Genomic DNA, 24,964 nt, shown 5'->3' on the forward strand with positions numbered 1-24,964 from the left:
GCGGGACAGTCTCATCGGCCCCGGGATCGACCCCGTCGCGCCCTACACGAACATGCGGGACGCCTATCCCTGGCAGTCCATGCGGTTCGCGGAGTACCGCAACTCGGGGCCGGGCGCGGTGATCACCGTCCCCGGGAACCGGCCCCAGCTCACCGACGCCGAGGCCGCGTCGCACACCCCCGCGAGCTATCTCGGCGACTGGACACCCCGACAGATCCCCTTCTCCTGATCGACGAAAGGACCCGCACGTCATGCGTCGACTCAGCACCCTCACCGCACTCGCCGTGACCACGGCGTCGCTCGGACTCGCCGTGGCCGCCACCCCGGCGCACGCGGCGACCGTCGTGGTCAGCAACTCCACCGACCTGTCCAACGCCGTCAAGAACGCCACCGCGGGCGAGGTCATCCAGGTCCGCGGCGGCACCTACTACCCGACGGCCACCCTCCAGTCCACGGTCAACGGCACGTCCTCGGCGCCGGTCACGCTCACCGCGTACGGCTCGGAGACGGTGAAGATCGACGGCTCGTCGCTGCCCTCCGGCTCCTGGATCTTCAAGCTGACCGCGGACTACTGGAACGTCTCCCACATCACTTTCCAGAACTCCCCGGACAGCGCGGTCGTCTGCCAGTCCTGCACCGGCACCAACTGGTCCGACATCAAGACCATCGACGGCGGCGACTCCGGCTTCACCCTCACCGGCGACGGGACCGTGAACAACACCGTCAAGAACCTGGACAGCTACGGCAACTACGACGCCGCCGAGCACGGCCAGAACGCCGACGGCGTCGCCATCAAGTTCGGCTCGGGCACCGGCAACCTCGTCACCGGCGCCCGGCTGTACAACAACTCGGACGACGGGATCGACCTCTGGTCCTTCTCCTCACCGGTCACCATCGAGCACACCTGGTCCTTCGGCAACGGCGTCAACCGCTGGGGCGACTCCGCCTTCGAGGGCAACGGCAACGGCTTCAAGCTCGGCGGCAACGGCGTCACCGTCGCCCACGTCGTCAACAACTCGGCCGCCTGGGGCAACGCGGGCAACGGGTTCACCGAGAACTCCAACACCGGTGCGATCGTCATCAACCGCACCACCGCCTACGCCAACTCCAAGTGGGGCTACTACTTCGCCACCAGCGCGGCCCGCCTCGGCAAGAACCTCGCCGTGAGCAACGGCGGCGGCTCCGTCTCCAAGGGCTCTTCCGCGGTCTCCGCGGGCAACAACTGGGACAGCGGCGTCAGCACCCCCGCCTTCAAGTCGACGGACGCCTCGACGGCGTACAACGCCCGCCAGTCGGACGGCTCGCTGCCCGCGACGACCTTCCTGACCACCGGCAGTACGACCATCGGCGCGACGATGAACTGAACCGCCCAGGGCGCTTGACCCGGTTTTTGCCCGCCGACGAGATATCGATCGGGCAACGGGTCTCGCGCCCACCCGGGTGACGCGCGTAGAACTCCTGTCATGAATAAGTCACTTCGGATCGCGGCGGTCGTCGCCTCGTGTGCCGTCGCCGGAGGCGCCCTCTACGGCGCCGGTGCCGCCACCGCCGGCCAGTCGACGGCGAACTCCACCCACGAGCCCTACAACATCGGGCTCCTGGTGAAGGACATCGACACGTACTACGGCACCACCGCCGACGCGAACGGCGTGTACCAGGCGTCCCCGGACAGCCCGTACGCCAAGGACCTGGCGCGCATCGACGCGGCCGTCGAGCGCCAGATCGACAAGGCGGCGCGCAAGGCGCACCGCCACGGCGAGAAGCCCGCGGTGGTCTTCGACATCGACGACACGCTGCTGCTCAGCCTCGACTACGAGAAGCGCTACAACTACACGTACAACGGCACCACCTGGGCCGACTACGTGAACAAGGCCGACCGGCCCGGCGTCTTCGGCAGTGCCGAGCTGGTCCGGTACGCGCAGAGCAAGGGCGTCGAGGTCTTCTACAACTCCGGTCTCAGCGAGGCGCAGCGCGCCGCCGCCGTCGAGAACCTGAAGAAGATCGGTGCCGACGTCAACCTCGACGCCGCCCACATGTTCCTCAAGGACAAGGCCGCCCCGCCGTCCTACCTGAGCGCCTGCGCCACCCCGGGCACCTGGAACTGCACCACGGTGCAGTACAAGTCCGGCACCCGCGAGCACATCGAGAAGGACCTCGGGTACGACATCGTCGCCAACCTCGGCGACCAGTACTCGGACCTCGACGGCGGTTACGCGGACCGCACGTACAAGCTGCCGAACCCGACGTACTTCGTGTCGTAGCCAGAAACGGGCCGGGGCGGCCCCCCGGCCCGTTTCGCTCCGGTCGTCTGCGTCCGGTGTCTACGAGCCGCCCCCGGTGCCGGTGCGGGTCGCGAAGTCGCCGGCCAGCGCGTACCGTTTGCCGGTCGTGTCGCCGCCGGTGATCGTGTACGTGTCGTCCTCGGCGTTGCGGCCGCCCTGCCGGTGGTTGTACTGGCCCGCGAACACCCAGTCGCCGACGGCGACCTCGCGGCCCGGCTTCAGCGTCCACGTGTAGACCAGGAAGCCGTCCTGCTCGGCCGCCGTCTGGGTGAAGTCGGTCTCCGGCAGCGAGCGCCAGGCTCCGGTGTTCGACACCCCGCCGGTCTGGGCCACCTGCAACCGCACCGTCAGAGACGTCAGTCGGACGGTGGTCTTCAGGGTCACGTCGGACTGCGCCCAGAAGTCGTTGCTGTGCGGGTCCACCGAGCCTTCCGACCACAGCGGGCCGTCCCGCTCGCCCGTCGCGACGGGCGCGGTGGCCTTCGGGGAGGAGGACGGCGTCGGACTCGGCCCGGAGGAGGGCGTCGAGGGTGTGGCGGGCGCCGGCGGGGCCGCCGGGTGGGACGGCGGGCGGCTGGTCGCGTCCGGGGAGGCGGAGGGCGTGGGGGAGACCGCGACCGTCTTCTCGGTGGGGGTGGGCTTCACGGCCGAGGCGACCGCGTAGCCGCCGACGCCGAGGACCGCGGCGACCGCGGCCGTGGCGCTCACCACCCGGATCCAGCCGACCACCGGCGGCAGGGTGGCGCGATGGCCGGGGCGGCTCTCCGGGGCCATGCCCCGCTCGATCCGGGCCAGGATGCGGGCGCGGTCGGGTTCGTGAGCCTCGGCCGCCTCGTGCAGCCGGGCGCGCAGCTCGTCGTGCACGTCCTGCTGCCTCATCGGTTCCTTCCTCCGCTCTGGCCGGCGCGCGGTGCCATCGACGCGTGCACCCGCTGCGGAACGCCCTGCTCACCGAGCAGCTTCTGCAGTTCGGCCATGCCCTTCGACGTCTGGCTCTTCACCGTACCCACCGAGATCCCCAGGGCGAGCGCGGTGTCCTTTTCCGACAGGTCGAACGCGTGCCGGAGGACCACACACGCCCGTTTGCGGAAGGGCAGGCGACGCAACGCCCCCTGGACGTCCACGACTCCGGCGACGTCCGGGTTCTCGGTGCGCTCCTCGCGGTGCGACCAGAACAGGGCGACCCGGCGCCGCTCACGCACGGCGCTGCGGACGCGGGTGCGGGCCAGATTGGCGACGACGCCCCGGGCGTAGGCCACCGGGTGGTCGGCCGCGCGCACCCGGTCCCAGCGGTGCCACAGCGCGAGCAGCGCGTCGGCCGCGAGGTCGTCGGCGGCGTCGGCCTCCCCGGTCAGCAGATGGGCCAGCCGGGAGAGTTCGGCGTAGTGGCGGTCGAAGAAGGCGTGGAACTCCACGGAGGCGGCGTCGTCGACGACTGTGCCCACGTGTGACCTCCGAAAAAACGTTCCGGCGAGAAACGGAGCGTAGCAGTGATCGTTTGGTGTGCCTGGTGCGGGGGTTCGGTGTGCATACGTCCGATTCCGTAACACGAGGAAAACCTGAAACCCGTTCAACGCGGGAACAATCCAGCCAGCATCCGCACACCGACGCTCAGGAGTACGAGCATGTCCGATACACAGAAGGTGGACCGGCCGAGAGACGCCGCGCCGCCTGCCGGGAACGGCGTCGACCGGTTCTTCAGGATCTCCGAACGGGGGTCCAGCTTCGGCCGGGAGATACGCGGCGGCTTCGCCACGTTCTTCACGATGGCCTACATCCTCGTCCTGAACCCCATCATCCTCGGCAGCGCCAAGGACAAGTTCGGCCACACCCTCGACACCGGGCAACTCGCCACCGCCACCGCGCTGGTGGCCTGCGTGATGACGATCATCATGGGTGTCGGCGGCAACCTCCCGCTCGCCATCGCGGCCGGGCTCGGCCTCAACGCCGTGGTGGCCTTCCAGCTGGCGCCGTTGATGAGCTGGTCCGACGCGATGGGCCTGGTCGTCCTCGAAGGCCTGCTGATCTGTGTGCTCGTGGTGACCGGACTGCGTGAGGCGATCATGAACGCCATCCCGCAGCAGATGAAACAGGCGATCGGCGTCGGCATCGGCCTGTTCATCGCGTTCATCGGCTTCGTCGACGCGGGCTTCGTCAGCCGGATCCCGGACGCCGCGGACACGACCGTGCCGGTACAGCTGGGCGCCGTGGGCCGGCTCACGGGATGGCCCGTCCTCGTCTTCTGTGCCGGCGTGCTCCTGACCATCGCGCTGGTCGCCCGCAAGGTGAAGGGTGCGATCCTGATCAGCATCGTCACCATGACCGTCGTGGCGATCGTCATCAACTCGGTCGCCGACATCAAGAGCTGGGGCCTGACCACGCCGAAGGTCCCCGACAAGATCGTGGCGGCGCCGGACTTCGGGCTCGTCGGTCACTTCAGCCTGTTCGGCGGCTTCGCCAAGGCCGGTGTCCTCACCGCCGTACTGCTGGTCTTCACCCTGATCCTGTCCGACTTCTTCGACGCCATGGGCACGATCGTCGGCATCAGCGCGGAGGCCGGGCTGCTGGACGACAAGGGGCAGGTGCCCGGCATCGGGCGGGTGCTGTTCATCGACGGGGCGGCGGCGGTGGCCGGCGGCCTCGGCTCGGCCTCCTCCAACACGGCGTACATCGAGTCGGCGGCGGGTGTCGGCGAGGGCGCGCGGACCGGCTTCGCCAACCTGGTCACCGGCGGCCTGTTCGGGCTGGCGCTGTTCCTCACCCCGCTGCTGACCATCGTGCCGCTCCAGGCCGCCGCGCCCGCGCTGATCGCCGTGGGCTTCCTGATGATGACCCACGTCAAGCACATCGACTGGGACAAGTACGAGATCGCGATCCCGGCGTTCCTGACGATCGCCGCGATGCCGTTCACCTACTCGATCACCGACGGCATCGGGGCCGGGTTCCTGGCGTACGTGGTGATCAAGGCGGTGCTGGGGAAGGCGAAGGAGGTCAACTGGCTGCTGTGGGTGGTGTCGGCGCTGTTCCTGGTGTACTTCGCGATCGATCCGGTGGAGCAGGCGCTGGGTGTGAAGTAGGAAGCCGCGCGATCGGCCGCGGGTTCGTCGTGGCCGGTCGCGCAGTTCCCACTCGGGGCGGCTACTTCAGCGCCGCCTGCATCATCGCCTTGGCCACCGGCGCCGCCAGGCCGTTTCCGCTGACCTCCGACCGTGCCGCGTCCGACTGTTCGACCATCACCGCCACCGCGACCTCCTTGCCGGTGCTGTTCGACTTGCCGTACGACGTGAACCAGGCGTACGGCGTCTTGCTGTTGTTCTCACCGTGCTGGGCGGTGCCCGTCTTGCCGCCCACCGTGACCCCGTCGATCCGCGCGTTCGTGCCCGTGCCCTGCTCGATGACCGTCTGCATCGCGGACTGGAGCTGCTCCGCCGTGGACGAGCTGACGATCTCCTCGGTGCTCGTGTCGTCGTCGTAGTTCTTGAGGACGTCTCCGCCGCTGTCGGTGATCTGGGAGACCATGTGCGGGGAGACCAGCTTGCCGCCGTTGGCGATGGCGGCTGACACCATGGCCATCTGGAGCGGGGTCGCGGTGACGTCGAACTGGCCGATGCCGGAGAGACCGGTCTGGGCCTTGTCCATGTCCTTGGGGTAGACGCTGGCGTAGGCCCGGACGGGGATGTCCAGTTTGCCGTCGTCGAAGCCGAACTTCTCGGCCATCGCCCGTACCTTGTCCTGGCCGAGGTCGACGGCCATCTTGCCGAAGACGTTGTTGCAGGAGTACTGGAGGGCCACCCGGATCGACGCGTTCGCGCAGGGCGCCGAGGTGCTCTCGTTCTTCAGCGGGGTCGTGGTGCCCGGCAGGGTGTACGGGACGGGGCTGACCGTCTTGTCGTTGACGTTCTTGTAGAGCCCGTCCTCCAGCGCGGCCGCCGCGACCACCAGCTTGAACGTCGAACCCGGCGGCAGCGGCTGGCGCAGCGCCCGGTTGGTGAGCGGTTTGTCCGCGTCGGCGTTCAGCGACTTCCAGGCCGCGCCCGCCGTGTTCGCGTCGGTGAGCGTGTCGGGGTCGTACGACGGGGTGGACACGACCGCCAGGATCCTGCCGGTCTTCGGGTCGATCGCGACCGCCCCGCCCTTCTTGTCGCCGAGCGCCTTGTAGGCCGCCTTCTGGACGCCCGGGTCGATCGTCGTGATCACGTTGCCCGGGTCGGCGCGCTGTCCGGTGAGCGTGTCCATCACCGTCTTCAGCCGGTTGTCGGTGCCGTTGAGCAGGTCCTGGTAGATGCCCTCCAACTGGGTCGGGGCATAGCTCTGTGAGGCGTAGCCCGTCACCGCCGCGTACAGCTTGCCGGCCGTGTAGGTGCGCTTGTACTTGAGGTCGCTGCCCGACGTCCGAACCGAGCCGGTGATCGCGTCACCGGCCACGATGATGTTCCCGAGCGGCTGCGAATACGTCTGGATCGCGTTCCGCCGGTTGTACTTGTCGTCCGCGAGGGCCTGACCGTCGTAGAACTGCACCCATGTCGCCCTGCCCAGCAGGGCGAGCACGAGCAGCAGTGTGAAGACGGACGCCCGCCTGATCGTCTTGTTCATCCCGCCCAGACAGACGAGCAAAGGCGGGGTGTGCGTTCCCGTCGCGGTGGAATTCTCATCGTCCGCTCATGCGGACGCGGTCAGAGCCGCCGGGTCGCCAGGGTCAGCCGGTCCCGGGCGTCGAAGAGGGCGTCCTTGATCAGCTGCTCGTGGGCGGGGGTCAGCCGGGCCACCGGGACCGAGCAGCTGATCGCGTCGCGGGCCGGGGTGCGGTAGGGGATCGCCACGCCGAAGCAGCGCAGGCCCAGCGTGTTCTCCTCGCGGTCGACCGAGAAGCCCTGCTCACGGATCTGGTGGAGCTCCTCGATGAGCTTCTCGCGGTCGGTGAGGGTGTGCTCGGTGAGCGCGGGCAGCGTCTCCGGCAGCAGCTTGCGGACCTGCTCGTCGGTGTGGGTGGCGAGCAGCGCCTTGCCGAGGGAGGTGGAGTGCGCCGGGAGGCGGCGGCCGACCCTGGTGAAGGGCCGCAGGTAGTGCTGGGACTGGCGGGTGGCCAGGTAGACCACGTTGGTGCCGTCCAGACGCGCCAGGTGGATGGTCTCCGTGGTGTCGTCGGAGAGCCGGTCCAGGGTCGGGCGGGCCGCCGCGACCACCTCGTCGCCGTCGATGTAGGACGTGCCCACCAGCAGCGCCCGCACCCCGATGCCGTACCGGGTGCCGGTCGCGTCCGTCTCCACCCAGCCCAGCTCCACCAGTGTGCGCAGCAGCATGTAGAGGCTGGACTTGGGATATCCGACGGCCTCCTGCACCGCCGCGAGGGAGTGCATACCGGGGCGGCCGGCGAAGTACTCGAGCAATTCCACGGTCCGCACCGCGGACTTGACCTGCGCCCCGCCGCCTGTCTCGCCTGCCGCCATCGCCCTTGACCCCTTCGTTGGACGGGAAACCGAAGATATAGTCTCCAACAGCATATTCATCATCAGAGACAGCGTTCAGTATATCGAACATCCCTGGTGAATGACCCGGATACTGCGGCAGAACGCAACTCATGGAGGGACCCGCGGTGGCAGCAGCACCAGTCTGGAGTGTCGACCCGCGCACCGGGAAGCAGCGCGAACAGGTTGCGGTGGAGGCCACAGCCGAGGAGGTGGACGCGGTCGTCACGGCCGCGCACGCGGTACGCGGCTCCCTCGCCGACCGCACCGTCCGCGCCGCCTTCCTGCGCTCGGCCGCCGCCGGACTCGAGGCGGCCAAGGACCGGCTGGTCGAGGCCGCCGACGCGGAGACCGCGCTCGGCCCGGTCCGCCTCACCGGCGAACTCGCCCGCACCGCCTACCAGTTGCGGGCCTTCGCGGACATCGTCGACGAGGGCGCCTTCCTCGACGTCATCATCAACCACCCGGACGCCACCGCCACCCCGCCCATCCCGGACCTGCGACGCTACAAGGTCCCGCTGGGTGTCGTCGCCGTCTATTCGGCGTCCAACTTCCCCTTCGCCTTCTCGGTCGCCGGCGGTGACACCGCGAGCGCGCTGGCCGCCGGCAACCCGGTGGTCGTCAAGGCCCACCCCGACCACCCGGCGCTGTCCGAGCTGGTCGCGAAGGTGCTGCGCCGGGCCGCCGCCGAGCACGGCGTCCCGGAGGCCGTGCTCGGTCTCGTGCACGGCTTCGAGGCCGGTATCGAGCTGATCAGGCACCCGCTGATCGCCGCGGCCGGCTTCACCGGTTCGGTCCGCGGCGGGCGGGCGCTCTTCGACGCCGCCGCGGCGCGTCCGGTCCCGATCCCCTTCCACGGCGAACTGGGCTCCCTGAACCCGGTCCTCGTCACCGAGGCCGCCGCCGCCGAACGCGGCGGCGAGATCGGCACCGGGCTCGCCGGGTCGATGACACTGGGCGTCGGGCAGTTCTGCGTGAAGCCCGGCCTGGTGCTGGTGCCGTCGGGCGCCGCAGGGGACGGGCTGGTCAAGTCCCTCACGGACGCGGTCAGCGACACCGACGCGGGCGTGCTCCTCGACCACCGGATGCGGGACAACTTCCTCGCCGGGGTCGCCGAGCGCGCCGAACTCCCGGAGGTGGAGAGCCCGGTGACGCCGGGGGCGGGCGGCGAGCACACCGTCAGCGCGGGGTTCCTCTCGGTCGCGGCGGACAAGCTGGCCCAGGCGGGCGCGTACGACCTGCTCCTGGAGGAGTGCTTCGGGCCGGTGACCGTGGTGGCGCGTTACGAGGACCGTGACGAGGCGACGGCGGTGCTGTCGCGGCTGCCGGGGAACCTCACGGCGACGGTGCACGTCTCCGCCGAGGAGGCCGCGGGGGAGGGGCTCGGGGCGGAGATCCTCGCGGAGCTGACGCCGCTGGCCGGGCGCGTGCTGGTCAACGGGTGGCCGACGGGGGTCGCGGTGGCTCCGGCCCAGCAGCACGGGGGGCCGTACCCGGCGACGACCTCCACGTCCACGTCCGTGGGCGGTACGGCCATCGAGCGGTGGCTGCGGCCGGTGGCGTACCAGGGGGCGCCGGCGGCTCTGCTGCCGGCGGAGCTTCGCGACGAGAACCCGCTGGGCCTTCCTCGGCGGTTCAACGGGGTGCTGGAGCGGTAGGGCCGCAGGGGCGTGGGGTGCGTCGCCGGGTGACGGTTCGCCGTGGTTGCTCGCGCAGTTCCTCCCCCAGCCTTCGGCCGGGGGACCCCCAGCGCCCCTTTCGGGGCGCGGCTGCCCCTGCGTGCCTCGAAAAGTTCTGCTGACACAATCCGACCATGGACCTGGAACTTCCCGAACTCCCTTTCCCCCTCCGTACCTACGGGCCCGACGGACACTGGTTCTATGAGGACGGTGTGCTCACCGGGTGGGCCGGGGCACGGCAGGACCGGTTCGTGCCGCCCACCGGGGAGGCGCTGGAACCCGCCTCGGACGCGCCCCGGCTGCTGGGGGCGCCCGAAGGGGACTTCCAGCTGATCGCCCGGGTCACCGTCGGGTTCGCCGCCGCCTTCGACGCCGGTGTGCTGTACGTCCACGTCGGCGACCGGGCCTGGGCCAAGCTCTGCCTGGAGAACTCCCCGGATGTGCCCACCGTCTGCACGGTGGTCACCCGGGGACACTCCGACGACTCCAACGCGTTCACGGTGGACGGCAGTTCGGTCTGGCTGCGCATCAGCCGCACCGGCCGGGCACTTGCTTTCCACGCCTCCCGCGACGCCCGGAAGTGGACGTTCGTCCGGCTCTTCACGCTCGGCGGCGAGAAGGAGACGGACGCCGCGCTGGTCGGCTTCATGACCCAGTCGCCGCTCGGCGAGGGCTGTGTGGTGACGTACGACCACATCGAGTTCAGGCCCGGCTGGCCGGACGACCTGCGCGACGGAAGCTGACGGAACCGGCACGGGCCCGGTCCCGTCCTCCCCTGCATGACCAGTGACCGCGTGCAGGGACCCCGTGTCATCCGGACCGCGCTGCCCGCCGAGGCGGAGAAGATCGCCGCGCTGCACCGCCGGGCCCGGTCCACGTACTACCCGGACGGCCTACCGGACGACGGGATCGACTGGACGGCGGCCTGGCGGGGCGCCGTGGGCCGCCCCGACGGCCAGGTGCTGTGCGCGGTCGAGGCGGGCGAGATCATCGCCGTCGCCTCCTTCCGCGCCCCCGAGGGCGGCTCCGCCGGGACGGTCAAGCTGTTCCAGTTCCATGTCGACCCCGGGCGCTGGCGGGCCGGGGTCGGCCGTGCCCTGCACGCCGCCTGCGTGGAGCAGTGGCAGGCCGACGGGCAGCGGACGGCCGTCCTGGACGTGCACGCCGACAACCGGCGGGCCCAGGCCTTCTACGCCCGTCTGGGCTGGGTGCCGGACCCGGACAACCCGCCCGCCGAGGGCGACCACCATCTGTACCTGCGCTATGCGGTCGGCGGGGAATGAAGCACACTGGTTGAAGGTTCAGGTACTGGAAGACCTCTGACTACCTGGAGAGCGGAAGACATGCGCGTCGAGATCTGGAGCGACATCGCCTGCCCGTGGTGCTACGTGGGCAAGGCCCGCTTCGAGAAGGCGCTCGCCGCCTTCCCGCACCGTGACGAGGTCGAGGTGGTGCACCGCTCCTTCGAGCTGGACCCCGGCCGCGCCAAGGACGATGTCCAGCCGGTGCTCGCCATGCTCACCAAGAAGTACGGGATGAGCGAGGCCCAGGCCCAGGCGGGCGAGGACAACCTGGGCGCGCAGGCCGCCGCCGAGGGCCTCGACTACCGCACCCGGGGCCGTGACCACGGCAGCACCTTCGACATGCACCGGCTGCTGCACTTCGCCAAGGAGCAGGGCCGCCAGGACCAGCTCATCCAGATCCTGTACCGGGCGAACTTCGCCGAGGAGCGGTCCGTCTTCAGTGAGGGCACCGACCGGCTCGTTCAGCTCGCGGTGCAGGCCGGGCTGGACGAGGCGGCCGTGCGCACGGTGCTCGCCGACCCCGCCGCCTACGCCGACGAGGTCCGCGCCGACGAGCGCGAGGCCGCCGAGCTCGGCGCGAACGGGGTGCCGTTCTTCGTCCTCGACCGGAAGTACGGCGTCTCGGGCGCCCAGCCCGCCGAGGTGTTCACCCAGGCGCTCAGCCAGGCCTGGGGCGCGCGCTCCCCGCTGAAGCTCATCGACGACGGCGGTGCCGAGGCCTGCGGGCCGGACGGGTGCGCGGTCCCGCAGAACTGAGAAGACGCAGGTCAGGCCGTATGCATAAGCGATCCTTGGCAGGTCCTGCAAGAACTTCGCAATGGACGGGGGGTGCCCCGGGTCGCAGAGTGGACCCATGGACACCACGGAGACGTTCGAGAGCCTCGTCCGCGCCGAGTTCACCCCCAAGAGCATCTACCTCAACACCGCCAGCAACGGCCTGCTGCCCGCCCGTACCGTGACCGCCCTGCACGAGGCGGCGCTGCTGCGGGCCGAAGGGCGGCCGATCATCTCGCTGTACGAGGACGTGGAGGCGTGCCGGGCCGCCTACGCCCGGCTCGCCGGTGTCCCGGCGACCAGGGTGGCCGTGGGCGCCTCGGTCGCCGCGCACACCGGCGTGATCGCCGCCTCGCTGCCCCCCGGCGCCGAAGTCCTCACCGCGGACGACGACTTCACCTCCGTACTCAACCCGTTCCACGTCCGCGGCGACCTCAAGGTCCGCTCGGTGCCGCTGGAGCGCCTCGCGGAGTCCGTCCGGCCTGGCACCGCGCTGGTCGCGGTCAGCGCCGCCCAGTCGGCGGACGGCCGGATCGCCGACCTGCCCGCACTGCGCGAGGCCGCCCGCACCCACGGGGCCCGCACGTACGTCGACTTCTCCCAGGCCGCCGGCTGGCTCCCGATGGACGCCGACGCCTACGACTTCACCGCGTCCGTCGCCTTCAAGTGGCTGCTGGGCCCGCACGGCGCGGCCTTCCTGGTGGTCCCCGAGGACTTCGGCGGGCTGACCCCGGTGCTCGCGGGCTGGGTCGCGGCCGAGGTGCCGTGGGACAGCTGTTACGGACCGGTCGCCGAACTCGCCCACTCCGCCCGGCGGTTCGACCTCACTCACGCCCTGTTCACCTGCGCGGGCCTGCGCCGCTCGCTGGATCTGGTCGAGGAGCTCGGCGTGACCGCCGTGCACACCCACGACGTGGCTCTCGCCGACCGGTTCCGCGCCGGGCTCGCGTCCCTCGGGCACGAACCCGTACCCGCGCCGGGCTCGGCGATCGTCTCCGTCCCCGGGCTCGGCGGCCGCCAGCCGGAGCTGAGCCGGGCCGGCATCGAGGTCTCCGACCGCGCCGGCAACCTGCGCGCGGCCTTCCACATCTACAACACCCCCGCCGACGTGGACCGCCTGCTGGACGTCCTGACGAACTGACCGCCACAGTCCGTACGACGGCATCGGGCGGCGGGGCGTGCCGTCCGGACCGGCGCCGGTGGTGTGCCGCGTGGTGACGAACGGGGCCCGGTTCGCCGCGTGTTCGCTGACGCGTACAGCCGGATGCGCAGGCGGAAGCGGTCCGGCGGGAGGGCGGCCCGCCTCGGTCAGGCCGGCGGTGCGCCGCCGTTGGCTTCGGACACCGCCGCGCCGGTGTGCAGCTTGTGCGCACGGGCCTTCTGCTACAGCGGCCAGGTGTGCGCCGCGTACTCTCGCTTCTACGTCCACCGCTCGATCGCCGACGCCTTCGCCGAACGCCTCGCGAAGGCCGCCGAGACCCTCCCCGTCGGCGTGGGCAGCGATCCGGCCACCCGACTCTGCCCCCTGGTGACCGCGGAACACCGGAACACCGTCGACACCCTGGTACGCACCGGCATCGAAGAAGGAGCGACGCTCCTCACCGGCGGCGCCCCGGTCCCCGACCGCCCAGGCTTCTTCTACCGCCCGACGGTCTTCACCGACGTCCACGACGACATGCGGATCGCCCGTCAGGAGATCTTCGGCCTCGCCGCGTCCCTCTGGACCCGCGACGTCGCCCGCGCACACCGCCTGGCCCACGCCATCCGCTCCGGCACCGTCTTCATCAACATGCCCCACGCTCTCGACGCCACGTCCGGACATCCCTCGACTGAACCGGCACGCCGCCGCGATGGGCAGCCGTACATGTCTGGACCCGCCCACAGGCGCGGGCGGGTCCAGGCGGTTCCAGCAGGTCAGGGGGCCGTGGCCCGAGTTCTCGGCGGCCGGTGCGGACCGCTTGCCCGCGTACTGCCCACGCTCAACGGACGGGTTCGAAGTCTCGGGCAGCGATGAACTCGGGCCGGCGGACCGGCGCCGCGAACGGTTCCACCGCCGCGTTCTCCACGCTGTTGAACACGATGAACACGTTGCTGCGCGGGAACGGCGTGATGTTGTCGCCGGAGCCGTGCATGCAGTTGCAGTCGAACCAGGTCGCCGAACCGGCCCGGCCGGTGAACAGCTTGATGCCGTACTGCGAGGCCATCTCCGTCAGCGCCTCGTCCGAGGGCGTGCCCGCGTCCTGCATCTGGAGGGACTTCTTGTAGTTGTCCTCGGGCGTCGCACCGGCACAGCCCAGGAACGTCCGGTGCGAGCCCGGCATGATCATCAGGCCGCCGTTGGTGTCGTGGTTCTCGGTCAGGGCGATCGAGACGGACACCGTGCGCATGTTCGGCAGGCCGTCCTCGGCGTGCCAGGTCTCGAAGTCCGAGTGCCAGTAGAAGCCGCTGGCCCCGAACCCCGGCTTGACGTTGATCCGCGACTGGTGGACGTACACGTCCGAGCCGAGGATCTGCCGCGCCCGGCCGACCACCCGCTCGTCGTGCACCAGGTTGGCGAAGACCTCGCTGATCCGGTGCACCTCGAAGACGGAGCGGATCTCCTTGGACTTCGGCTCCACGATGGAGCGTTCGTCCTCCCGGATCGCCGGGTCGCCGACGAGCCGCTCCAGCTCCCGCCGGTACCCGGCGACCTCGTCGTCCGCGAGGAGCTGGTCCACGGCGAGGAAGCCGTCCCGCTCGAAGGCCTCCAGGTCGCCGGTGGCGAACGGCCCGGCCGCACCGGGCGCCGACCAGACGACGGGGTCCTTGCGGGGTACGGAGACCTCGACCGGGCCACGGGTCGGGTACAGGTCGGTGATCGCGGTCATGGTCATGGTCAGCCCTCCTCCGTCAGCAGGGGATAGACGCCGTTCTCGTCGTGGTCCTCCCGGCCGGTGACCGGCGGGTTGAACACGCAGATGCAGCGGAAGTCCTCCTTGACGCGCAGCGTGTGCCGCTCGTGCCCGTCGAGGAGGTACATGGTGCCGGGCGTGATCGTGTACGACGTCCCGGTCTCGCGGTCGGTCAGCTCGGCCTCGCCCTCGACGCAGACGACGGCCTCGATGTGGTTGGCGTACCACATCGACGTCTCCGTGCCCGCGTACAGGACCGTCTCGTGCAGCGAGAAGCCGACCCGCTCCTTGGCGAGGACGATGCGTTTGCTCTCCCAGGTCCCCGACGCGGACCTCACATGGCGGTCGGTGCCTTCGATTTCCTTGAACGATCGGACGATCACGGTGCTGTACAGCCTCCTTGCTTGTTCCTGGTCAGACGGTTTCCCGGACGGCCCGGGCGAGGATGCTGAGCCCCTCGTCCAGTTCCTCCGGCGTGATGGTCAGGGCGGGCAGCAGCTTGACGACCTCGCTCTCCGGCCCCGACGTCTCGATGAGCAGCCCGAGCTCGAACGCACGCTTGGCGACCCGCCCGGCGCGCTCCTTGTCGTGGAACTCCAGGCCCCACACCAGGCCCCGGCCCCGGTACTCCCGCACGTCGGCGAGGTTCTCCTCGACGATGGCGATGAGTCCCTGCTCGACCTGCTCGCCCTTGGTCCGGGTCTGCTTCTCCATCGCCGGACCGTCGGTCCAGTAGGACTCCAGGGCGGCGGTCGCGGTGACGAAGGCGGGGTTGTTGCCGCGGAAGGTGCCGTTGTGCTCACCCGGCTCCCACACGTCCAGCTCGGGCTTGAACAGGCACAGCGACATGGGCAGTCCGTACCCGCTGATCGACTTCGAGACGGTGACGATGTCGGGGACGATGCCGGCTTCCTCGAAGGAGAAGAAGGCGCCGGTGCGGCCGCAGCCCATCTGGATGTCGTCCACGATCAGCAGCATGTCCTGCCGCTCGCAGAGCGCCTTCAGCGCGCGCAGCCACTCGGGCCGGGCGGCGTTGATGCCGCCCTCGCCCTGCACGGTCTCCACGATCACCGCGGCGGGCTTGTTGAGCCCGGACCCCTGGTCCTCCAGGAGCCGCTCGAACCACAGGAAGTCCGGCACGGTCCCGTCGAAGTAGTTGTCGAACGGCATCGGCGTGCCGTGCACCAGCGGAACGCCCGCCCCGGCCCGCTTGAAGGCGTTGCCGGTGACGGCGAGCGACCCGAGGGACATCCCGTGGAAGGCGTTGGTGAACGACACGATCGCCTCGCGCCCCTTCACCTTGCGGGCGAGTTTGAGCGCCGACTCCACGGCGTTGGTGCCCGTCGGCCCGGGGAACATGACCTTGTACGGCAGGTCACGCGGGCGCAGCACCAGGTCCTGGAAGGCCGTCAGGAACGACCGCTTGGCCGTGGTCGACATGTCGAGGCCGTGGGTGACCCCGTCCCGTTCCAGGTAGTCCAGCAACGCCCGTTTCAGCACGGGGTTGTTGTGGCCGTAGTTGAGTGAGCCGGCGCCGGCGAAGAAGTCGAGGTACTCGTGTCCGTCCTCGTCGTACATGCGGCTGCCCCGGGCCCGGTCGAACACGGTCGGCCAGCTGCGGCAGTAGCTGCGGACCTCGGACTCCAGGGTCTCGAAGACGCTGAGATCAGGCTGGGTGATGGTCACGACGGGGCTCCTCAGTGCGATGTGGGGGTCAAGGGGCCGATGCGGTACAGGACTTCGGGGTCGTGCGGACCGTCGGGGAACTCGCCGGCCTCGAACAGCACCGTGCGCTCCACGGTGGCGCCGTGCCGGGCCGCGTACGAGGTGAACAGCCGCTCGGAGGCGGTGTTGCCGGGGGCGATCGTGGTCTCCACGGCACTGAGCGGGCGTTCGGCGGCCACCTGCGCCGTGAGACCGTCGAGCAGCTGTGCCGCGATGCCGCGTCCGCGCTGCGCGGCGTCCACGGCCACCTGCCAGACGAGCAGGGTGTCCGGCCGGTCCGGACGGCGGTATCCGGTCACGAACCCGACGGGCTCGCCGTCCGCTCCGCGGGCCACCACGGAGGTGTCGGCGAAGTCCCGGCACCACAGCAGATAGCTGTACGAGGAGTTCAGATCGAGGTTTCCGGAATCCTTTGCGATACGCCAGAGAGCGGCGCCGTCGGTCACCGATGGACGGTCGACGAGCAGGTCTGCTTGTGGGGCAGTCATGCGGATTGAATTTAGCGAGGCAAATGCAAAAATGCACGGCAGGGGGGCTGATCGACCCGCCTTGCCGTGCCTTTATGTCTAAATATGTCCCGCCGCAAAACGGGCATATCCCTCTGATTTGTGGAGTGTGTCACAGGGTTGAAACCTGGACGAAATTTCCCTCGTTTAGCTCCGCAAAAAGCGGGCAGAAGAACACGGGTAAGCCATCCATGGAAAAGTAATTCGGATTTGCTTTGAATTCAGGCACCGGTAACCCAGACGGACTCCACTGCCCGCCGGGCGCTCTCCAGGTCCACCGGCAGCCCCTGCTTCGCCAGGCCCGCCCCGATCGCCGCCAGGCTCGACTGGACGGCGCCCACCGTCGCGTCCGTCCCGTAGTGGTTGACCCGGATCATCTCGCCGGCCAGCGCGCCGCCGCCCGCGGCCAGCGGCAGCGTGCCGTCGCCCGCCAGGGCTGCCGCGACCAGCTCCGAGGCCACCACGCCCGGCGGGACCCGCAGGGTCGTCGCCACCGGCGCCGCGTCGGCCTCCTCGTGGACGTACGGCTCCAGGCCGCCGCCGAGCGCCACCGCCCCGGCGCGGGTCGCCAGCGCCGCCGTACGGTGCCGGGCCATCACGGTCTTGGGGCCGTCCGCCTCGATCCGCTCCACGCACGCCTCCAGTGCCAGCATCTCCAGCTGTGCCGGAGCGTGCGGCAGCACCCTGCGGCCGCCGTCGATCCAGCGCTCCTTCCAGTCGAGGAGCGAGAGGTAGGAGCGGCGCGGGGCCAGCGGGTTCGCCGCCATCCGGGACCAGGCCCGCTCGCTCACCGACACCGCCGACACGCCGGCCGGGCCGCCCATCGCCTTCTGCGCGCCGATCACGCACAGGTCCACGCCCCAGGCGTCCGGCAGCACCGGCTCGGCCCCGACCGAGGCCACCGCGTCCAGGTAGAAGAGGGCGCCCTGCTCCCGTACCGCCTCACCGATCTCCGCGACCGGGTTGGTGTTGCCGGTCGCCGCCTCCGCGTGCACCAGGGAGACGAAGTCGATCTCCGGGTGCGCGGCGAACGCCGACCGGATCTCCTCGGCCGTCACCGCCGTGTGGAACGGCACCGCCAGGTCGATCACGGTCGCGCCGCAGTCCCGCAGCCAGTTCCCGAAGGTCTGCCCGTAGGGGCCGGTGATCACGTTCAGTGCGGTGGTGCCGGGTCCGGCCGTCGCCCTGATCGCGCCCTCCAGCGGCAGCAGCGCCTCGCCCTGCATGATCACGACGTCCTGGCGGGTATCCATCAGCCGGGCCACGCGGTCCTCGATCGCGGCGAAGTGCGCGGCGCTCAGCGGGGGCAGGTCGAGGAAGGGGTGGGTCACGGCAGTGCTCTCTTCGCTCACGGAGGGACAGATCACCACGAGCGTAACGGGCCGTCGCCGACCCTCTCTGACCGGCGACATCTGAGGTCGGACGGGTGCCGTGACCATCGGATTGGTTTGAGAGAACCAAACATCTCCTTATAATCGGAAGCCAGAGAACCGGAACCCACAGCTCCACCACAGACTCACAGGAGGTCCCGTGACCACGCTCCTCGGGCGCCGCCGGGCTCGCGCCCTGGCCGCCGCCACCGCCGCGGCCGGGCTGGCCCTCGTGGCCGGCTGCACGTCGAGCGGCAACGGCTCCAGCGCCTCCAGGACCGCCGCGGGCGGGGTCGAACTCGTCAAGGCCGGTCAGCTCACCACCTGCACCCACCTGCCCTACCCGCCGTTCCAGTCGGAGATCAACGGCAAGGTGCAGGGCTTCGACGTGTCGATGGTCGACCTGGTCGCCAAGGAACTCGGCGTGAAGCAGCAGATCCTCGACACCCCGTTCGAGAACTTCAAGACCGGCGCCTTCCTCAACTCCGGCGAGTGCGACCTGGCCGCGGCCGGTATGACCATCACCGCCGAGCGCAAGAAGAACGTCGACTTCTCCGACCCCTACTTCGACGCCACCCAGGCCCTCCTCGTCGACAAGAACAGCGGCATCACCTCGCTCGCCGACGCCAAGGCCAAGGGGGCCGAGCTGGGTGCCCAGGCGCAGACCACCGGCGAGGACTACGCCAGGAAGCAGGGCTTCGACCCGGTCTCCTTCGAGTCCTCCGACGCCGTCCTCAACGGACTGCGCACCGGCCAGGTCAAGGCCGTCATCATCGACTACCCGGTGGTCCAGGGCTGGCTCAAGGACAAGGCCAACGCGGACGCCTTCCGGCTCGCGGGCAACATCATGATGGGTGTGGTCACCGGCATCGTGCAGGAGTTCCAGTTCGGCATGAACTGGTCGGACTACTCGCGGTTCGTCGGCGACATCTTCGGCGCCCCGCTCGCGTTCGAGGCGCTGATCGCGTTCTTCTTCGAGTCCACCTTCATCGGGCTGTGGATCTTCGGCTGGGACAAGCTCCCCAAGAAGATCCACCTGGCCTGCATATGGATGGTCTCCATCGGCACGATCCTGTCCGCGTACTTCATCCTCGCGGCCAACTCCTGGATGCAGCACCCCGTCGGCTACAAGATCGACAAGGTGAAGGGGCGGGCCGAGCTCACCGACTTCTGGGCCGTGCTGACCCAGAACACCGCGCTGGCCCAGGCCTTCCACACCCTGAGCGCCTGCTTCCTGACCGGCGGCGCCTTCATGGTCGGCATCGCCGCCTTCCACCTGTTCCGCAAGAAGCACATCAGTGTGATGAAGACCTCGCTGCGGCTCGGTCTGATCACTGTGGTGATCGGCGGCCTGCTCACCGCGGTCAGCGGCGACACCCTCGGCAAGGTCATGTTCAAGCAGCAGCCGATGAAGATGGCCGCCGCCGAGGCCCTGTGGGACGGCCAGAACTCCGCGCCGTTCTCGATCTTCGCCTACGGTGACGTGAGCAAGGGCCACAACACCGTCGAACTCTCCGTCCCGGGCGTGCTGTCCTTCCTCGCCGACGACGACTTCAACTCCTACGTCCCCGGCATCAACGACACCAACAAGGCCGAGCAGCAGAAGTACGGTGCGGGCGACTACCGGCCCATCATCCCCGTCACCTTCTGGGCGTTCCGCTGGATGATCGGCTTCGGTATGGCGTCCTTCGCGATCGGCCTGGCCGGGCTCTGGCTGACCCGTAAGAAGTTCATGCTGCCGCAGCATCTGAGGGTCGGCGAGGACGAGGTGCCGAACCTGGTCCTCTTCAGGGACAAGGCCCTCAGCCCGAAGCTCGGCAGGCTGTACTGGCTGGTCGCGATGTGGACCCTGGGCTTCCCGCTGATCGCCAACTCCTGGGGCTGGATCTTCACGGAGATGGGCCGTCAGCCCTGGGTCGTCTACGGAGTCCTGCAGACCCGTGACGCCGTCTCCCCCGGTGTCTCCCAGACGGAGATCCTCATCTCGATGATCACCTTCACCGCGCTCTACGCCGTCCTCGCCGTGGTCGAGGTCAAGCTGCTCGTGAAGTACGTCAAGGCCGGCCCGCCCGAGCTCACCGAGGCCGACCTGAACCCGCCCACGAAGATCGGCGGCGAGGCTCGTGACGCCGACAAGCCGATGGCCTTCTCGTACTAGGCCGAGGGAGACGCTGTCATGGAACTTCACGACGTCTGGTTCGTCCTCATCGCCGTCCTGTGGACCGGCTACTTCTTCCTGGAGGGTTTCGACTTCGGGGTCGGCATCCTCACCAAGCTGCTCGCCCGTGACCGGCTGGAGAAGCGGGTCCTGATCAACACCATCGGCCCTGTCTGGGACGGCAACGAGGTGTGGCTGCTCACCGCGGGCGGCGCGACCTTCGCCGCCTTCCCCGAGTGGTACGCCACGCTCTTCTCCGGCTTCTATCTGCCCCTGCTGGTCATCCTGGTCTGCCTGATCGTCCGGGGGGTCGCCTTCGAGTACCGGGCGAAGCGGCCCGAGGAGAACTGGCAGCGCAACTGGGAGACAGCGATCTTCTGGACCTCACTGATTCCGGCGTTCCTGTGGGGCGTGGCCTTCGGGAACATTGTGCGAGGCGTGAAGATCGACCAGCACTTCGAGTACGTCGGCACCCTCTGGGACCTGTTCAACCCGTACGCCCTGCTCGGCGGACTGGTGACGCTGACCCTCTTCACCTTCCACGGTGCGGTGTTCACGGCACTCAAGACCGTCGGTGACATCCGGGTACGGGCGCGGGGGCTGGCGACGAAGGTCGGCCTTCTCACCGCCGTACTGGCACTGGTCTTTCTCCTGTGGACCCAGGTCGACAGTGGTGACGGCAAGAGCCTGGTGGCGGTCGTCGTGGCCGTGGCCGCGCTGGTCGGCGCCCTGGGGGCAAATCTGCGGGGCCGTGAGGGCTGGGCGTTCGCGCTGTCCGGGGTGACCATCGTGGCCGCCGTGGCCATGCTCTTCCTGTCGCTCTTCCCGGATGTCATGCCGTCCTCGCTCAACGGGGAGTGGAGCCTCACGGTCACCAACGCCTCGTCGAGTCCGTACACCCTGAAGATCATGACCTGGCTGGCCGGGATCGCCACACCGCTCGTCCTGCTCTACCAGGGATGGACCTACTGGGTGTTCCGTAAGCGGATCGGCACGCAGCACATAGCGACCGAAGCCGCGCACTGAATGTGAGGGGAGGGTGTTTCACGTGAAACACCCTCCCCGGGCCGAAGGGCATGTTTCACGTGAAACCAATCGATCCCCGTCTGCTGCGCTACGCGCGCGCCACCCGCCTCTTCCTGGTGGCCGTGGTCGGTCTCGGTGCCGTCGGCGCCGGGCTGGTCATCGCTCAGGCCATGCTCATCGCGGAAGTGGTGGTCGGCGCCTTCCAGCACGGCCACTCGGTCGCCGAACTCCGCACGCCACTGCTGCTGTTGGTGGCCGTCGCCGTCGGCCGGGCCCTGGTCTCCTGGCTCACCGAGCTCGCGGCGCACCGGGCCAGCGCGGCGGTCAAGTCCGAACTGCGAGGACGGCTCCTCGACCGGGCGGTCGCCCTCGGCCCGGACTGGCTGAGCGGTCAGCGGACGGGGTCGCTGGTCACGCTCGCCACGCGGGGCGTCGACGCCCTCGACGACTACTTCTCGCGCTATCTGCCGCAGTTGGGGCTCGCCGTGGTCGTGCCGGTCGCGGTTCTGGCGCGGATCGTCACCGAGGACTGGGTGTCCGCGGCGATCATCGTCGGAACCCTGCCGCTCATCCCTCTCTTCATGGTCCTGATCGGCTGGGCCACGCAGTCCCGGACGGACCGGCAGTGGAAGCTGCTGTCCCGGCTGTCCGGCCACTTCCTGGACGTGGTCGCCGGGCTGCCGACACTGAAGGTGTTCGGCCGGGCCAAGGCGCAGGCCGAGTCCATCCGCCGGATCACCGGCGAGTACCGGCAGGCGACCATGCGGACCCTGCGGATCGCCTTCCTCTCGTCCTTCGCGCTGGAACTGCTCGCCACTCTGTCGGTGGCACTGGTCGCCGTGACCATCGGCATGCGGCTGGTGCACGGCGACATGGACCTGTACATCGGGCTCGTCATCCTCGTACTCGCGCCCGAGGCGTATCTGCCGCTGCGCCAGGTGGGCGCGCAGTTCCACGCCGCGGCGGAGGGACTTGCGGCGGCCGAGGAGATCTTCGCCGTGCTGGAGACACCGGTGCCGGCTCAGGGAGCGGGCGAGGTGCCCGCCGGAGCCTGTCTGGCCTTCGAAGAGGTGACGGTCCGCTATCCCGGCCGGTCGGCGGACGCGGTCGCCGATGTCTCTTTCACGGTGGAACCCGGGGAGACCGTCGCCCTGGTGGGCCCGAGCGGAGTGGGCAAGTCGACGCTGCTGCACGTGCTGCTGGGGTTCGTACGGCCGACTGGCGGGCGGGTCCGGATCGGGGGCGCCGACCTCGCCGGCGTCGACCTGGAGGCCTGGCGGTCGAGGGTCGCGTGGGTGCCGCAGAGGCCGCACCTGTACGCCGGGACGATCGCCGAGAACGTACGGCTCGCGCGTCCCGACGCTGACGACGACGCGGTGCGCGAGGCGTTGCGGGACGCGGGGGCCCTCGAGTTCGTGGACGCGTTGCCCGACGGTGCCGGGACCGTGCTCGGTGAGGACGGGGCCGGTCTGTCGGCCGGGCAGCGGCAGCGACTGGCGCTGGCCCGGGCGTTTCTCGCGGACCGGCCCGTGCTGTTGCTGGACGAGCCGACGGCCGCGCTGGACGGGGCGACCGAGGCGGAGGTCGTCTCGGCGGTACGACGGCTCGCCGAGGGGCGGACCGTGCTGCTGGTGGTGCACCGGCCGGCGTTGCTCTCCGCGGCGGACCGGGTGGTCAGGCTCTCCGGCGCGGAGGCTCCCACGGGACTCCGCCCGCGGACCCCCCAGGACCACCGCCCCCTCACCATCTCTCTCGGCCAGTCGAATCTCGGCCAGTCGAATCTCGGCGGGTCGAAGGACGAGGTCACCGAGCGGTCCGGTGGGCTGGAAGGTGCTGTGGGCCAGGCGCAGGGGCTCGGTCGGGTGCGTAGGGGCGGGAGGGACCCGCTTCGACGGGTGCGTGCCGCGGCCGGGGCCCGGCGGGGGCGGTTGTCGCTCGCCCTGTTGCTCGGGGCTCTCGCGCTCGGTAGCGCCGTCGGGCTGATGGCGACCTCCGGGTGGCTGATCTCGCGGGCCTCGCAGCAGCCGCCGGTGCTGTATCTGATGGTCGCCGTGACGGCCACGCGAGCCTTCGGGATCGGACGGGCCGTGTTCCGGTACGGCGAACGGCTGGTGTCGCACGACGCGGTGCTGCGGATGCTGGCCGAGACCCGGGTCGCCGTGTACCGGCGGCTGGAGCGGCTCGCCCCGGCCGGGCTGCGGGCGACCCGGCGGGGCGATCTGCTCAGCCGGCTGGTCGCCGACGTGGACACCCTCCAGGACTACTGGCTGCGGTGGCTGCTGCCCGCAGGTGTCGCCGTGACCGTGTCCGCCGGGGCCGTGGGGTTCACCGCCTGGCTGCTGCCCGCGGCCGGGGCCGCGCTCGCGGCGGGGCTGCTGGCCGCCGGCGTGGGGGTTCCGCTGGTGACCTCAGCTGTCGCCCGGCGGGCCGAGCACCGGCTGGCGCCCGCCCGGGGACTGCTCGCCACCCGGGTCACCGACCTGCTCACCGGCACCGCCGAGCTGACGGTCGCCGGTGCGCTGCCCGCCCGCAGGGACGAGGCCCGGCGGGCCGACGGCACACTCACCCGGATCGCTTCGCGGGCCGCCACCGCCACCGCGCTCGGGGACGGGCTGACCACCCTCCTGACGGGGCTCACCGTCGCCGCCGCCGCGCTGCTGGGCGCGCAGGGGGTCGCCGACGGACAGCTGAGCGGGGTGGCGACGGCCGTCGTCGTCCTCACTCCGCTGGCCGCCTTCGAGGCCGTCCTGGGCCTGCCGCTGGCCGTGCGGCACCGTCAGCGGGTGCGCAGGAGCGCCGAGCGCATCTACGAGGTGCTGGACGCGCCCGAACCCGTACATGAGCCTGAGCGGCCCCGTCAGGCACCCGCCACGCCCTTCCCCGTCGTACTGAAGGGGCTGACGGCCCGGCACCAGGGGCAGGGACGGGACGCGCTCGCCGGAATCGACCTGACCCTGCGGGAGGGGCGCAGGGTCGCCGTGGTCGGGCTCTCCGGCTCCGGCAAGACAACCCTCGCCCAGGTCCTGCTGCGGTTCCTCGACCCGGACTCGGGCTCCTACACGGTCGCCGGCGTGGACGCGTACGGCATGGACAGCGACGACGTACGGCGGCTCGTCGGACTGTGCGCCCAGGACGCGCACCTCTTCGACAGCTCGGTGCGGGAGAACCTGCTGCTCGCCCGGAAGGACGCCGACGAGGCGGAACTGCGGGGCGCGCTGGGCCGGGCCCGGCTGCTCGACTGGGTGGACGGGCTGCCCGACGGGCTCGACACCCTGGTCGGCGAGCACGGGGCACGGCTGTCCGGCGGACAGCGGCAGCGGCTGGCGCTCGCCCGGGCCCTGCTCGCGGACTTCCCGGTGCTCGTCCTGGACGAGCCCGCCGAACATCTCGACCTGCCCACGGCGGACGCGCTCACCGCGGATCTGCTGGCGGCCACCGAGGGCCGCACCACGCTGCTCATCACGCACCGGCTGGCGGGCCTGGACGCGGTGGACGAGGTGATCGTGCTCGACGAGGGCCGCGTGGTGCAGCGCGGGCCGTACGCGGAACTGGCCGCGGTGGCCGGGCCGCTGCGTGTGATGGCGGAACGGGAGGCCGCCGCGGAGTCGCTGCCGACGGCGCGGGGCGAGCTGCTCCAGGGCCGGGCCGCGGGCCCGGCCCGGACGGTCTAGCCGCGGGCCGCCAGCAGCTGCTCGATCACGACCGCCACACCGTCGTCGTTGTTGGCGACCTGCTTGCCGCTGGACAGCGCGTTGGTGCCCCAGTTCCACTCGTAGGCGCCGTC

The 24,964-nt window shown here is 70.3% G+C and carries 21 protein-coding genes and 1 pseudogene; 13 read left to right on the plus strand and 9 right to left on the minus strand.

All coding sequences use genetic code 11. The annotated features are described in order from the left end of the window. The 3 genes and pseudogenes from ABZ646_RS13125 to ABZ646_RS13135 all read left to right on the plus strand — a co-directional run. Positions 1-229, plus strand: a pseudogene (locus ABZ646_RS13125) (pectin esterase); the annotation flags it as partial. A gap of 22 nt (positions 230-251) precedes the next feature. Then, a complete protein-coding gene (locus tag ABZ646_RS13130) occupies positions 252-1,364 on the plus strand; it encodes a chondroitinase-B domain-containing protein (protein WP_360517045.1) in 1,113 nt (370 codons plus the stop codon). Positions 1,365-1,463: 99 nt separating this feature from the next. Then, the gene (locus tag ABZ646_RS13135; protein WP_360517048.1) at positions 1,464-2,261 is read left to right on the plus strand and encodes an HAD family acid phosphatase; all 798 of its coding nucleotides are present in this window, start codon (positions 1,464-1,466) and stop codon (positions 2,259-2,261) included. A 60-nt stretch (positions 2,262-2,321) separates the two neighbouring features. On the opposite strand, the gene ABZ646_RS13140 is transcribed toward ABZ646_RS13135, so the two are convergent. Together ABZ646_RS13140 and ABZ646_RS13145 are read right to left on the minus strand one after the other, a co-directional pair. After that, positions 2,322-3,161: a hypothetical protein gene (locus tag ABZ646_RS13140; protein WP_360517051.1), complete on the minus strand. Its 840-nt coding sequence runs from the start codon at positions 3,159-3,161 to the stop codon at positions 2,322-2,324. Further along, positions 3,158-3,727 (minus strand): SigE family RNA polymerase sigma factor, encoded by a 570-nt coding sequence (locus ABZ646_RS13145; protein WP_360517054.1) that lies wholly within the window; start codon positions 3,725-3,727, stop codon positions 3,158-3,160. The genes ABZ646_RS13140 and ABZ646_RS13145 overlap by 4 nt, the downstream gene beginning before the upstream one ends. Positions 3,728-3,907: 180 nt before the next feature. Here ABZ646_RS13145 and ABZ646_RS13150 point away from each other — a divergent pair, with 180 nt between their 5' ends. Further along, the gene (locus ABZ646_RS13150) at positions 3,908-5,359 is read left to right on the plus strand and encodes an NCS2 family permease (RefSeq protein ID WP_360517057.1); all 1,452 of its coding nucleotides are present in this window, start codon (positions 3,908-3,910) and stop codon (positions 5,357-5,359) included. Between the two features lie 61 nt (positions 5,360-5,420). On the opposite strand, the gene ABZ646_RS13155 is transcribed toward ABZ646_RS13150, so the two are convergent. After that, positions 5,421-6,875 carry a penicillin-binding transpeptidase domain-containing protein gene (locus ABZ646_RS13155; protein ID WP_360517060.1) on the minus strand — a complete coding sequence of 485 codons (1,455 nt, stop codon included), beginning with the start codon at positions 6,873-6,875 and terminating at the stop codon, positions 5,421-5,423. 80 nt (positions 6,876-6,955) lie between these two features. Then, entirely contained in the window at positions 6,956-7,729 is a 774-nt protein-coding gene (locus ABZ646_RS13160; RefSeq protein WP_360517063.1) for an IclR family transcriptional regulator, read from the minus strand. Between the two features lie 146 nt (positions 7,730-7,875). Between ABZ646_RS13160 and ABZ646_RS13165 the strand changes: the two genes are divergently transcribed. The 6 genes from ABZ646_RS13165 (at position 7,876) to ABZ646_RS13190 (ending at position 13,518) form a co-directional block, all read left to right on the plus strand. After that, entirely contained in the window at positions 7,876-9,405 is a 1,530-nt protein-coding gene (locus ABZ646_RS13165) for an aldehyde dehydrogenase (NADP(+)) (protein WP_360517066.1), read from the plus strand. 155 nt (positions 9,406-9,560) lie between these two features. Continuing rightward, positions 9,561-10,169 carry a DUF1349 domain-containing protein gene (locus ABZ646_RS13170; protein WP_360517069.1) on the plus strand — a complete coding sequence of 203 codons (609 nt, stop codon included), beginning with the start codon at positions 9,561-9,563 and terminating at the stop codon, positions 10,167-10,169. Positions 10,170-10,205: 36 nt separating this feature from the next. Beyond that, positions 10,206-10,709 carry a GNAT family N-acetyltransferase gene (locus ABZ646_RS13175; protein WP_360517072.1) on the plus strand — a complete coding sequence of 168 codons (504 nt, stop codon included), beginning with the start codon at positions 10,206-10,208 and terminating at the stop codon, positions 10,707-10,709. Between the two features lie 60 nt (positions 10,710-10,769). Further along, positions 10,770-11,486: a DsbA family oxidoreductase gene (locus tag ABZ646_RS13180; RefSeq protein ID WP_360517075.1), complete on the plus strand. Its 717-nt coding sequence runs from the start codon at positions 10,770-10,772 to the stop codon at positions 11,484-11,486. A 97-nt stretch (positions 11,487-11,583) separates the two neighbouring features. After that, complete coding sequence (locus tag ABZ646_RS13185) at positions 11,584-12,645, plus strand: aminotransferase class V-fold PLP-dependent enzyme (protein WP_360517078.1); 1,062 nt, start codon at positions 11,584-11,586, stop codon at positions 12,643-12,645. 99 nt (positions 12,646-12,744) lie between these two features. Continuing rightward, the gene (locus ABZ646_RS13190; RefSeq protein WP_360517081.1) at positions 12,745-13,518 is read left to right on the plus strand and encodes an aldehyde dehydrogenase family protein; all 774 of its coding nucleotides are present in this window, start codon (positions 12,745-12,747) and stop codon (positions 13,516-13,518) included. On the opposite strand, the gene thpD is transcribed toward ABZ646_RS13190, so the two are convergent. From thpD to ABZ646_RS13215, 5 genes are all read right to left on the minus strand, one after another. Continuing rightward, positions 13,484-14,377, minus strand: coding sequence for an ectoine hydroxylase (gene thpD, locus ABZ646_RS13195; RefSeq protein ID WP_360517084.1), 894 nt, complete (start codon positions 14,375-14,377; stop codon positions 13,484-13,486). The two genes, ABZ646_RS13190 and thpD, sit on opposite strands and share 35 nt — an antisense overlap. Positions 14,378-14,379: 2 nt before the next feature. After that, the gene (locus ABZ646_RS13200) at positions 14,380-14,778 is read right to left on the minus strand and encodes an ectoine synthase (protein WP_360517087.1); all 399 of its coding nucleotides are present in this window, start codon (positions 14,776-14,778) and stop codon (positions 14,380-14,382) included. A gap of 31 nt (positions 14,779-14,809) precedes the next feature. Next, positions 14,810-16,081: a diaminobutyrate--2-oxoglutarate transaminase gene (gene ectB / locus ABZ646_RS13205; RefSeq protein ID WP_360517090.1), complete on the minus strand. Its 1,272-nt coding sequence runs from the start codon at positions 16,079-16,081 to the stop codon at positions 14,810-14,812. An 11-nt stretch (positions 16,082-16,092) separates the two neighbouring features. Continuing rightward, on the minus strand, positions 16,093-16,608 hold the full coding sequence (gene ectA, locus ABZ646_RS13210) for a diaminobutyrate acetyltransferase (RefSeq protein WP_360517093.1): 516 nt from the start codon (positions 16,606-16,608) through the stop codon (positions 16,093-16,095). Between the two features lie 239 nt (positions 16,609-16,847). After that, entirely contained in the window at positions 16,848-17,957 is a 1,110-nt protein-coding gene (locus ABZ646_RS13215; RefSeq protein WP_360517096.1) for an aminotransferase class V-fold PLP-dependent enzyme, read from the minus strand. A 199-nt stretch (positions 17,958-18,156) separates the two neighbouring features. Between ABZ646_RS13215 and ABZ646_RS13220 the strand changes: the two genes are divergently transcribed. The 3 genes from ABZ646_RS13220 to cydD are packed head-to-tail and all read left to right on the plus strand — an operon-like array spanning position 18,157 to position 24,851. Next, entirely contained in the window at positions 18,157-20,154 is a 1,998-nt protein-coding gene (locus ABZ646_RS13220) for a cytochrome ubiquinol oxidase subunit I (protein ID WP_360517099.1), read from the plus strand. 18 nt (positions 20,155-20,172) lie between these two features. Beyond that, entirely contained in the window at positions 20,173-21,180 is a 1,008-nt protein-coding gene (gene cydB / locus ABZ646_RS13225; protein WP_360517102.1) for a cytochrome d ubiquinol oxidase subunit II, read from the plus strand. A gap of 50 nt (positions 21,181-21,230) precedes the next feature. Continuing rightward, complete coding sequence (gene cydD / locus ABZ646_RS13230; protein ID WP_360517105.1) at positions 21,231-24,851, plus strand: thiol reductant ABC exporter subunit CydD; 3,621 nt, start codon at positions 21,231-21,233, stop codon at positions 24,849-24,851. Positions 24,852-24,964: the final 113 nt, after the last annotated feature.

The sequence above is a fragment of the Streptomyces sp. NPDC007162 genome (assembly GCF_040634175.1).
In the GTDB taxonomy this organism is placed as follows: Bacteria; Actinomycetota; Actinomycetes; order Streptomycetales; family Streptomycetaceae; genus Streptomyces.